Origin of the sequence: Halalkalibacter sp. AB-rgal2, from assembly GCF_041821005.1 — a bacterium.
Taxonomy (GTDB): Bacteria; Bacillota; Bacilli; order Bacillales; family Bacillaceae_D; genus Halalkalibacter.
Genome location: NZ_JBGUAV010000009.1, coordinates 55,038 through 66,895 on the forward strand (window position 1 = coordinate 55,038; position 11,858 = coordinate 66,895).

9 protein-coding genes are annotated in these 11,858 nt (G+C 34.5%); 8 read left to right on the forward strand and 1 reads right to left on the reverse strand.

All coding sequences use genetic code 11. The features are described 5' to 3' along the window. Window positions 1-208: 208 nt before the first annotated feature. From ACERJO_RS09430 to ACERJO_RS09455, 6 genes are all read left to right on the forward strand, one after another. On the forward strand, window positions 209-1,792 hold the full coding sequence (locus ACERJO_RS09430; RefSeq protein WP_247106747.1) for a response regulator transcription factor: 1,584 nt from the start codon (window positions 209-211) through the stop codon (window positions 1,790-1,792). 13 nt (window positions 1,793-1,805) lie between these two features. Continuing rightward, window positions 1,806-3,557 carry a cache domain-containing sensor histidine kinase gene (locus ACERJO_RS09435; RefSeq protein ID WP_247106746.1) on the forward strand — a complete coding sequence of 584 codons (1,752 nt, stop codon included), beginning with the start codon at window positions 1,806-1,808 and terminating at the stop codon, window positions 3,555-3,557. Between the two features lie 635 nt (window positions 3,558-4,192). After that, window positions 4,193-5,056, forward strand: a complete 864-nt coding sequence (locus ACERJO_RS09440; protein WP_081728007.1) for an ABC transporter permease — start codon at window positions 4,193-4,195, stop codon at window positions 5,054-5,056. 12 nt (window positions 5,057-5,068) lie between these two features. After that, window positions 5,069-5,998 (forward strand): carbohydrate ABC transporter permease, encoded by a 930-nt coding sequence (locus ACERJO_RS09445; RefSeq protein WP_247106745.1) that lies wholly within the window; start codon window positions 5,069-5,071, stop codon window positions 5,996-5,998. Between the two features lie 79 nt (window positions 5,999-6,077). Beyond that, on the forward strand, window positions 6,078-7,082 hold the full coding sequence (locus tag ACERJO_RS09450; RefSeq protein ID WP_373647325.1) for an endo-1,4-beta-xylanase: 1,005 nt from the start codon (window positions 6,078-6,080) through the stop codon (window positions 7,080-7,082). A gap of 151 nt (window positions 7,083-7,233) precedes the next feature. Further along, entirely contained in the window at window positions 7,234-7,890 is a 657-nt protein-coding gene (locus tag ACERJO_RS09455; RefSeq protein ID WP_247106743.1) for a YesL family protein, read from the forward strand. 396 nt (window positions 7,891-8,286) lie between these two features. On the opposite strand, the gene ACERJO_RS09460 is transcribed toward ACERJO_RS09455, so the two are convergent. Then, window positions 8,287-9,438: a family 8 glycosyl hydrolase gene (locus ACERJO_RS09460; protein ID WP_373647326.1), complete on the reverse strand. Its 1,152-nt coding sequence runs from the start codon at window positions 9,436-9,438 to the stop codon at window positions 8,287-8,289. 196 nt (window positions 9,439-9,634) lie between these two features. Here ACERJO_RS09460 and ACERJO_RS09465 point away from each other — a divergent pair, with 196 nt between their 5' ends. Together ACERJO_RS09465 and ACERJO_RS09470 are read left to right on the forward strand one after the other, a co-directional pair. Beyond that, a complete protein-coding gene (locus ACERJO_RS09465) occupies window positions 9,635-10,837 on the forward strand; it encodes a redoxin domain-containing protein (protein WP_373647327.1) in 1,203 nt (400 codons plus the stop codon). Window positions 10,838-11,099: 262 nt separating this feature from the next. After that, the gene (locus ACERJO_RS09470) at window positions 11,100-11,786 is read left to right on the forward strand and encodes a GntR family transcriptional regulator (protein WP_247106740.1); all 687 of its coding nucleotides are present in this window, start codon (window positions 11,100-11,102) and stop codon (window positions 11,784-11,786) included. Window positions 11,787-11,858: the final 72 nt, after the last annotated feature.

Sequence of the window (11,858 nt, forward strand, 5' to 3'; positions counted from 1 at the left end):
AAACGATTACATTTGAAGAAATTGTCACTAAATAGTTAAGAAAATGATAAAACCTCTTAAGGAGCCTTGCTTCATAGGAGGTTTTGCTTCCATTTAAGGAAACTGGATGCTGTAACATTATTTATGGAATCGTTTTCAATCAGCCTGAAAAGTAATACAATAGAGACATAGTTGTTTTAAGTCTTCCTGCGTGAAAGGGGTCAAAAAAATGCTAAATAAAGTCATTTTAGTAGATGATGAGCAGTTTGTAAGAATTGGTTTAAAGAACCTTATTAATTGGGAGGACTGTGGGTATGAAGTATGTGCAGAAGCAGATAATGGTGAAGGAGCACTACAAAAAATAGAAGAATACGAACCAGATGTTGTTATAACAGATATAAGAATGCCTGTTTTGGATGGATTAGAATTGATACGATCAGTTATTGAAGAAAAACGATTAAATACAAAATTTATTATACTAAGTGGATATAGTGATTTTAAATATGCACAAAAAGCAGTTCGGTATGGGGTATATGATTTCATTTTAAAACCAATAGAAAAGGAAGAATTAGAAGATACATTAAAGCAGCTAGCAACAACACTAAAAGAAGAGAAAGTGATGAAACAAAATAATGAAAAAGTACAAATTTCAACGAAATTAGAAGAATTAATAAGTGGAAAAAGCGAATATGTCCATGACTTTCATGATATTTTACAGTCACAAAAAGCAAGTTGTTTTTATTATTTAATTGTAGAAGTAAATACAGCATCGCTTGAAGAGGAAGAAGATATATGGTTTCAAAATGAACAAATTAAAATCGAGCATGTCATAGGAGAGCTATTATCAGATAAGATACCTTTACCTATAAGGAATCATCAACGTCATAGCTATGGAATGGTGATTTCTGATGCTTTATTTTATCGTTGCATGAACTCACTCGATATTTTTATTGAAAAATTACAAGAATTATTGGAACGACGTTTAGAGAAAGCGATATCACTTTATATTGGACAACGAGTAGAAAATCTTGAAAATGTATCGATTTCATTTGAAACAGCCAATGTTACGATGCAATATAAATATACGATATTAAATCATCGTCCACTTTTTTTCAAAGACATAGAAGAGAAAGCGATTAATCATACTGAAATGGAGACGTCGATTTATCACACTCTATTGGCAGCAATTGAGGAGAACAATCAAGGTGAGGCTCTATCAGCGGTCGATATCATGTTTGAAGAGTTTCAGTCAAAGTTATTTGCTCCAGAAGCGATTAAGACATCGATTAATAGATGTATTCATAGTGTGATAAAAACAATTCGAAGCATGGAAGGTGATGAGAGTGAATTAACAAAATTACCATTCATGTTAAGGTGGCATCACTACTCACTTACTTTTGAACAACTAAAGGAAATGTTTATTCATTTTGTCGTAGAAACATCCAATTATTTAATAGAGTTAAGAAAGCAGAATGGAAAGGGCGATATTCAAAAGGTCAAAAAATACATTGAAGCCAATTTCCATAAAAATATTAGTTTAAAAAGTATAGCGACTCAGTTTTTTATGAATCCAGTTTATATGGGACAATTATTTAAGAAAGCTTACGGAATGTATTTCAAGGAATATTTACTAGAAGTGAGGATAGAGGAAGCAAAGAGGCTATTACGACAAACGAATTTACGGGTGTATGAAATTGCTGAGAAGGTTGGTTTCCAAAGTCCAGATTATTTTGTAACACAGTTTGAGAAAATTAAGAAAATGACACCTACTGAATATCGAAATCAAATTCTTAAAGAAAGTGATACGAAATAAAAGAGGGTTATCCATGAAGAAATTTCATCTGAATAATATTAACTTAAAAAATAAATTGTTAATCATTTATTTTTTCTCCGTTTTTATTCCAATATTATTAACGAATATTATTTTTTATCATGTGACAATTAGTAATGTGAAGAAGCAAAAGGAGGCAGATTTAACATTAGCAGTAGAGCATATGGCTGATAGCTTTGAACGAGTTGTGAATGATGCTATAGGTATTTCGTCGACATTATATACGGATAAGCTATTACATGACTTCCTTGAAAAAGATTATGAATCGATCGTTGAGTATGTTCAGGATTATGATAATGTCTGGCGAAATTATAAGTACAGTGCTCTATATAATTCCATCCAGAATATATTATTATATACTGATAATCCAACGGTTTTGTATGCAGGTGGTGTACGGAACGTAACTGAAAGTGCTGCTACTAAGGAATGGATTCATGACGTGTTACAGTCGACATCTTATATGCCTAGAGTTATACGAACAGTTGACGAAAATAGCCCTGAAACGAATGTTTTTAGTATTGTAAGGATACTTAATCACTTTCACAGTAATACAAAAGTCAAAATTGTTAAAATAGACTTAAATACAGAAATGATCAGAAAAGCGTTTGAAAATGCAACGTTTCAAGGAGACGTGTATTTAGTTAATAAGCAAAATGAAATCCTTTACAGTACGGAGTTAAATGAAATTGAAACAGACAATCGTATTTTCTCGGAAAAGTATGTTTCAGCGGATTCGTTGCTTTTTTCTGAAACGTACCATGATCATTATATGGAAAATTGGCAAGTCATTGGTGTGGTTTCTGAAAGTGTAGCGCTTGAGGAGGCGCACAATTCTAGACGGTTTATTTTTATTATGGCCTCGATTAATTTCTTTGTACCATCCTTTATTATTATTTATATAACAAGCTCACTTCATGTTCGTTTACTACGAATTCTTCGAAAGATGAAAAGAGTAAAAAATCAAAAGTTTGATATTATTGAAGGAGTTGAGTACAAAGATGAGATAGGTCAATTAACATCAGAGTTTAATCATATGTCTAAGAAGATAAAAGACTTAATCAATGATGTATACATTGCCAATATTCAAAAGAAAGATTTGGAGTTAAAAAGTAAGCAGGCGCAGTTAAGCGCATTACAAAGTCAAATTAATCCGCATTTCTTATTTAATTCGTTAGAGACAATTCGTATGCGAAGTATGTTAAAAGATGAAAACGAAACGGCTCATATCATAAAGAACATGGCTAAGATATTGCGAAATTCAATTTCTTGGGGCAAGGAGTGGGTTCGTGTAGAAGAGGAAGTAAAAATGCTTGAGTACTTCTTAGAAATACAGCAGTATCGTTTCGGTGAAAAGCTAAGCTATCATGTTCAATTGGATGAGAATGTTAAAGGTTGTATGGTACCAAATATGGCTTTCACTCCATTTGTAGAAAATGCAAGTATTCATGGAGTTGAACCGAAGTTAGGGAATGGTTTTATCACGGTTAAGATTATGAAATCCCAGGATTACATCGTATGTACGGTGACAGATAATGGTGTAGGAATGGAGCAATCATTTCTTAAGGATTATTTACATTCATTAGAAGCTGATGAATCAATGGGAGATCGGGTTGGTATTCGAAACGTATATTATCGGATGAAATTACTATATGGCGATCAGTTTTCATTCAAAATGGTAAGTGAATTAGGGAAAGGAACTACAGTAGAAATCATATGCCCAGCTAGTAATGAAATGAAACCCTCGTAGTTTGTATAAGCTACTTTGAGAGTCAACCTTACTCAAAGTAGCTTATTTGTATGTTTAATGTGACAGTCTCCAACGGCGTAGAGAACGATTTGCTAAAGCAATGTGATTTGTGAGCGGACGGGACGGTGTGGCCAAATCCAGCAGGAGGAGAGAGCAAGCTAAAATCCACTGGCTTAGCATGTTAGTTCAGTGCCCACCTCGCCTGCAGGAGCTTTCCCCCCATCCTGGTAGAGGGAGCGTGGTTTTTTCTAACTTTTTGTAAACATTTATTCTGTAATGAATATTTTCAAGATTTCCTAAGTATGAAGTGGATGAAAAAGAAAAATTATTGTCGGATGGAGTACTAAATTAATTTTTCAAAGTAAGAACTATAGTTTTAATGGTCGTTGAAATGAATTGTAAGCGGTAAAATAACAGTATTAGTTGAAATCGCTTACAGAAGGAGCTTTAGATTAAAAGGGGGAAATGAAGTAGAGAATTAGTAAGTTAAGGATGAAATGTAAGAAGGAGTTTAAGGAGGGATAGCATTGAGTTTACAAAGTCAGCCATCACCTGAAATACCAACCATTCAGAAGAAAGAATCAAAGCTAAAACAAACATTAAGGCTATGTTCTAAACAAAAAGCGCTTTTAGTTATGACAGTCCCATTTATTATTTGGGTTTTAATATTTCGCTACTTACCGGTTTGGGGCTGGACGATGGCCTTCCAAGACTACCGACCTGCTAGAAGTTTTACAGAACAGGAATGGGTAGGTCTAGATCATTTTATGTTTTTGTTTCAAGATAATGCGTTTTTAATCGTATTACGAAATACGTTTGCGATGAGTTTTATTAATATGGTTTTAGGATTTGTTACAGCAATTGGCTTAGCTGTTCTTTTAAATGAAATTCGAAATGTAGGATTTAGACGAATTGTACAAACTATTAGTTACATGCCTCACTTCTTATCGTGGGTGGTAGCGGCTAGTATTGTATCTTATACACTATCGTTAGAAAATGGTATCGTGAATATCCTCTTGACAAATTTACGTATTATTGACGAACCTATTTTGTGGCTTGGAGTAGGAGAGTATTTCTGGGGGATTATTGGTGCAGCGGAAACATGGAAAAATGTAGGATGGAATACAATTATTTATTTAGCTGCTATAGCAATGATTGATCAATCACAGTATGAAGCAGCTGAAATAGATGGTGCATCGCGTATCCAAAGAATTATGCATATTACGATTCCAGCTATGAAACCAGTTATTATTATTTTAGTTATCATGAACTTAGGTTACATTCTTGAGTCTGGGTTCGAACCGCAATATTTATTAGGAAACCCGATGAACTATCATTATTCTGAGAACATTGATATTTTTGTATTGAAATATGGTATTTCAATGGGGAACTTCTCGCTTGCAACTGCGGCTGGTATCTTCAAAACAGTTGTAGCCTTTGTCTTCTTATTTGCAGCGAATGGGTTAGCGAAAAAATTTGGTCAGGCGAGATTATTCTAAAGGAGGTGCGCCATGGGTCTGTTTAATAAAAAGAAAAGAAATATTCGTAGAACACGAGAAGATTATATATTTGATACATTGAATACGATATTCATGATTTTACTATGTGTCGTGATGCTTTATCCATTTTTAAATACATTGGCGATCTCACTGAATGATGCGTCTGATTCCATTCGGGGTGGCATTTACCTTTGGCCAAGGGAGTTCTCATTTAAGAGTTATGAGCATGTTTTCGGTCAAACAGCTATTTATCAGGCAACATTCATTAGTGTGTTGCGTACAGTGGTGGGTACTGTTTTATCTTTACTATTTACAGCTATGGTTGCGTATGCAATTAGTCGAAAAGAATTTGTATTTAGAAGATCATTTACGATTATCTTTGTATTAACCATGTATTTTAACGGTGGCTTAATTCCAACATTTTTGTTAATGCGTGACTTACACTTAATTGGGAGTTTTTGGGTATATATTTTACCTGGATTAATTAGTGCATTTAATTTGATTGTTATGCGCTCCTTCATTGATGGATTACCTGAGAGTTTATTTGAATCAGCTCGAATTGATGGCGGTGGTGATTTTACGATCTTTTTCCGAATTGTGCTGCCTCTTTCGTTACCAGTTCTTGCGACAGTTGCTTTGTTCGTAGCCGTTTTCCAATGGAATCAATGGTTTGATGTTTTCTTGTATAACTCAAGTATTCAATCTCTAAGTACATTGCAATATGAATTAATGAAAATCTTACAAACGTCATCGATGTCAATGGGTGGAGGTTCTGCTACGAGTGGATTCGCTGATTCTCAATCAGGACAATCTGAGCGTGTTACACCAACATCCATTCGTGCTACGATGACGATTGTAGCGAGTGTTCCAATTATTATGGTCTATCCATTTTTACAAAAATATTTTGTTAAAGGTTTAACTTTAGGTGGGGTAAAGGAATAAGTAACGTGAAGTAAGGATGTCTCACTAAAAACGTTCTAGTAACGGTGAGGCATTCTTCTATTTGTTGGAGGAGATTATGATGAAAAAGGAAATACCACGATTAAAAGAAGTGTTTAAAGACGACTTTAAAATTGGAGCAGCGGTTAACAAATGGACGTTGCACTCGGCAAAGGATTTAGTAACAACACAGTTTAATAGCATCACAGCAGAAAATGAAATGAAACCAGAAATGCTACAGCCCGAAGAAGGAGAATTTGATTTTGATTATAGTGATCAACTTGTCTCCTTTGCAAACGAACATAATTTAGGTGTAAGAGGACATACACTTGTATGGCACAATCAATGTCCTAATTGGATGTTTAAGAATGAATCTGGACAAACGGTGGACCGGGAACGATTATTGAAGAGGATGGATCAACATATTGAAACAGTAGTAAGTCGTTATGTAAACCAGGTTTATAGCTGGGACGTAGTAAATGAGGTGATTGCAGATGAAGAGGATCGTTTTTTAAGACAATCTCAATGGCTTGAATTGGCAGGGGAAGAATTTATTGAGCGTGCTTTTCATACAGCAAATAAAGCCGATCCGAATGCAACACTTTTTTATAATGATTATAATGAATCTGATCCAATAAAACGAGATAAAATATATAAGCTTGTGAAATCATTGCTAGAAAAAAAAGTTCCTATTCATGGAGTAGGGATGCAAGCCCATTGGAATATTCACACTCCTTCCATTGAACATATACAACAAGCTATTGAATTGTATGCATCACTTGGTCTTGAAGTTCAGATAACTGAAATGGATCTTTCTGTTTTTTCTTGGGAGGATAAACGAACTGATTTATTGGCACCGACAAAGGAAATGCTCGCTTTACAGGAGAGACGTTATGAACAAATGTTCAACTTGTTTAGAGAGTATAGGGATGTCATAAGCTCTGTTACTTTTTGGGGAGCTGCAGATGATTATACTTGGTTATCTAACTTTCCAGTGAAAGGGAGAAAAAACTGGCCATTTTTATTTGATGAATATTTTAATCCTAAGCAATCTTTTTGGAAGGTCGTGCAGAAATCAGAGGGATGAATGTGAAAGAATCTATTTTTAAAGAAATAAAAAATGAATTCAATAGTGAAATCACTGAACTTGCTTTTTTACCTGTTTTACTCATAAGTGATAGATAGTTTATTCATTTGATCTATGATATAATGAAAAGGGATACATGGGAGGTGGTTTTATGAACAATCAAGAAGGTATGTGGGGGAGTTTTTATCGTATTTCAGAGAAAATCATGTATGCCTGCTATTTGAATTTTTTATGGATCATTTTCACGGTACTAGGCTTAGGTGTTTTTGGTTTTATGCCAGCAACAGTAGCTATGTATACCGTTTATCGAAAATTTTTAATGGGCGAATCTCATGTTAGAGTATTTAAACTATTTGCAACAACGTATAAAAATGAATTTATAAAGTCAAACCTATTTGGCCTCTTGTTAATCGTAGTTGGCTATGTCCTATATGTAGACTTTGTTTTTCTTTCCACTCTTAGTGGATTTGTTGGGACATTGTTAACAGGCGTGTTTTTAATTGCTGCACTTTTATATTTAATTTTGGTTCTTTATTTAATACCTGTTTATGTACACTTTGATTTGAAATTTTTTCAATATATTAAGCAATCGATATTAATTGGATTTATTAGTCCGTTCATAACTATATCTATGCTATTAGGTCTGTTTCTATTGTATTTGTTGTTTGATTTTATTCAAGGTTTAATACCTCTCTTTTTCTTTAGCGTGATCGGTTTCTGTATTATGGGGAATGCTCATGTTGCGTTTATGCGCTTAGAACGTAAAAAGGAAGCGTTGGAGGAAAAAACAGCAGAAAATGCATCTTAACATATGTATGTTTTAGTTGATTTTGAATAGTCTAATTTCATAATACATTACCTAATGAGGAGAATAAGTAAGGGCACTGAAAAAGTTGACTTGTCAGTGTCAGTGCCCACAAAAGCTTCTTGTTAGGTTTTTATAATGGCTATTATTCACACCACGCATAGTTTTCATACGTTCTCTTGGTACGATAGAAAGAGCAAATGAAGAAGACTTATCCTACCTTAACACGCCCCTTTCCAACATCATGAAGAACATTCTTCACCTGTGCCATCTGCCTCACAGACGTTTTCTCATCCCGGGATTGGAGAAAGTATCGTTTATAGCCGTATTTTACGATCTTGAATAATGAAAAAAGAAAAACCCGAACGAATTCGAATTTTTCCTTGAAACTAATTTCCATTAAGAGCCTTGCTTTGGAAAGTACATATTAAATTGTCCACTTAATGCAAGCATAGCAAATAGGTATAGGCAGTTATCATAATAACGCCTTTCTCCTTTTCTAACAGGAGTATTCCAAAAAAGCTCAACTGATGATTTAGCATTAGGGCCATCTGGTGATGCGAGCGCTGCCATTGCATTTGTTGCAAGTAAGCCTACTGGATGAAGCGACTTCTCTTCGAAAGGTTCTCCTTCAATTGTATAACGACGATAATCATCGGGTTCTATATTAGCAAAAAAGGATTGGATTTTTTCCGCTTCTTCCTGTGCCCAGTCGTTCTCGCCAAACCATTCACTATCAAGTCCAATATTTGCGGCAACACGATAGGAATCACTGAAAAAGTGGCCAAAGCCCCGAATATGATTTGGTTTGCCATCATAAAATGAGTATTCAGGTGCTAATCCTGTTATAGGATGGCAGGCTTTTGGTAAGTAGTGACGACTAGCTGTTGCAGCATTTTTCCAAAAGGAGCGATCTTCTTTATTAGCCCATAAGCTAAATAACTCATAGAAATGGGGGAGGTGATAAGAAGGATCAGTAAATTCACAGTTCGGTATAAATTTGATTAAATAATTATCTGGGTTCCACATCGGATATCCGTCATTATTTTCCCCTTTATGAACGCAGTCATGTAAAAGCTTTCTAGCTTGTTCTCCGTAATTAAACGGATTGGTTCGGTCACCCCAACGATGTGAAGCAAAAAATAATGCCATTGCAAAATATTCTTCACCATCTGGCGCAGGTCCATAAGCAAGTTTTGTCCCATCTGGTTTACAAGACCAAGCAAAGTACCCTGCATTTTCACCACTATCCATATACATATAAGTCATGGTCCAGTTCCACAGTTTATCGAACATTGCTTGATCATTCATTTGAACAGCCATCATCATGCCGTACGACATTCCTTCAGTACGTACATCAACGTTACCTGTATCTAACATATAGGCGAGTGTATCATTGACCTCATAGTAAATTCTTGTGTCGTCATCTCCATGAAAAAGCTGATTCCATGTGACTGCAATACGTTGATTAATCTCTTCTGTAGAATATCCATAGTATTGAAAAAGATTACGGTATTCCCCAGAATAATAAGCACCTTTATGTGTTGTCATCTTTTTCCTCCTTATTCTCTTATTCCAAGCATTATAACAAAGGTTGTCCATAAGAAAACTAGTGAAAATATAGAACTCTCTTTGGAAAGTTTAGCTCATGATTAATCTAACTACTTGGTTAAACTCGTGTTGATCGTTTGACTTGTATACTTTTGAGTGTATAGTTTGAAAGAAAAGAGGATTTAGGAGGGAAGAGATGATGAACGATATTCAATTAGGATCACTTAATATACCAATAATATGGTTGTATATGGTAATGGCTCTTATTGTCGCAAATGTCGTTATGTACATGTTTGTGAAGTATAGAAACTATGATGAAAAATGGAAAATAGATGCGATATTTAATGCGTTATTTTATAGCTTCTTAACGTGGAAGTTTAGTTATGTTCTTTTCTATTTTAGCTATGTTTGGGACAACCCCCTTAGTGTGCTGTATTTTGACGGAGGACGAAGAGGTATCATTTTGGCTGTGATTGTATCTATTGTGTATCTTTATATTCAATCGAAGAAAAATAATGAATTAATGCGCGGTTATGTAAGGCTTTTGTTTATTTGTATGATTAGTGGATTAGCTGTTTTTGAGATTAGACACATACTAGAATTACCTTTTTATAGTATAGGGCAAATGATAGTAGCGAGTTTTGTTTTGATGTTTCTCTGGAATGATCGATTGTATTTAAGATTTTTATCCATCATCTATAGCTTATCCCAAGTACTCCTCGGTTTTTTCTATCCAGGTGATACATTGTTTTTAGTTTATCAATCACGTCAGTTGCTTTTTCTGATCATCAGTGTCTGCATACTTATTTCAATGTATCTACAATCGAGAGACAAAACCACTTCAAGGAAAAGGCTATCGACTTCTGTAACCCTTTTACTTGTTAGTGCTTTAAACGTTGGTGTTATAGGGGATCATCTATTTGAAGAAGAGCATGAGAATCTGTTCGTTGCAGATGAAATCGAAATAGGTATTCAAATCGGTCAATATGCACCCGACATTCAGTTAGCCCAATTTGACGGAGAGAATAAAAGCTTATCTGATTTTCAAGGTGAGAAGGTTATTCTTAATTTTTGGGCGACATGGTGCCCGCCTTGTAGAGTTGAAATGCCACACATGCAAGAGTTCTATCAAGACTACGATGAGAAAGGGGTTAAGATTATTGCTGTTAATTTAACAACGCAAGAAGAAAACGTACACGTTGTTGAGCAAATTGTTCATAATGAACAAAAATTAACCTTTCCTGTTTTATTAGATAAAGAAGGAGAAGCAAGGCACTTATATGAAGCATATTATACTCCTACTACTTATTTTATTGATGAACATGGAGTGATTCGAGATAAAGTGATTGGTGCCGTTTCCTATGAAAGTTTAGAGACGATCATAAATAGAATGAAATAAGTAGGTAAATCTGTTGCTACTTTTCAATCTTCACCACACTAGGTCAATCGTTTATTTTCACTACGAAATAGAATAGCGCGAATAATCGGTTTAAAGACCCTTGATTAGAAGAAAGGTTTCGTTTTTATTTCGTATAATCGGCCATCAATATAGAGAGCATTAAAAAAAGATAGTTCTCTGAAAAAATGACTGTAAAACAGGAGATTTTCTTTCTTTCTTCATACTAGTATGGTAGTATGGTAATCAGAAAGGGGGTAGTCATATGATCATAGATCAAGGTATACGACAATCATTTTCATCAACGAGGGATTATGTCTACCATGTGCTTCGCGATAATATTATTACACTAAAGCTAGAACCAGGTACAAATATATCAGAAAAAGACATATCTGAACGGTTAAATGTAAGTAGAACCCCTGTAAGAGAAGCATTTTTAAAGCTTGTGCAAGATCAGTTACTTGAAGTGTACCCACAAAGGGGGTCATTTGTTACATTCATTGATTTAAATCATGTAGAAGAGGCTCGATTTATTCGTGAACATCTTGAACGTGCTGTACTTGAAACGGCTTGTGACGAGTTTGATCAATCAGCACTTGCTAAGCTAGAAGTTAACATACATATGCAAAGAAAATGTGTCGAAATGAAAGACTATGAACAGTTTTTTCAATTGGATGAACAATTTCATCAAACCATTGCTAGCGGTTGTAACAAAAATAGAGTCTGGAACATCATTCAACATGTGAATGTTCACTTGAATCGTGTTAGGCTTTTAAGCTTAGTTGAAAATTATGATTGGGACCCTATATTAGAGCAACATGAAATTTTATTAAAGGGTATTAAGCAAAAAAATAAATCAATAGTAAAAGAAATGATTATTAAGCATCTTTCAATAGTAAAAGAAGAACAAAAACGCTTATTCAAAGAATACCCTCATTATTTTGAGAAATAAGCAGAATAAGACAAAGCTAACATGTGTCAATAACGATATTATAGATGCATATCAACATTATTGTCGATTGCG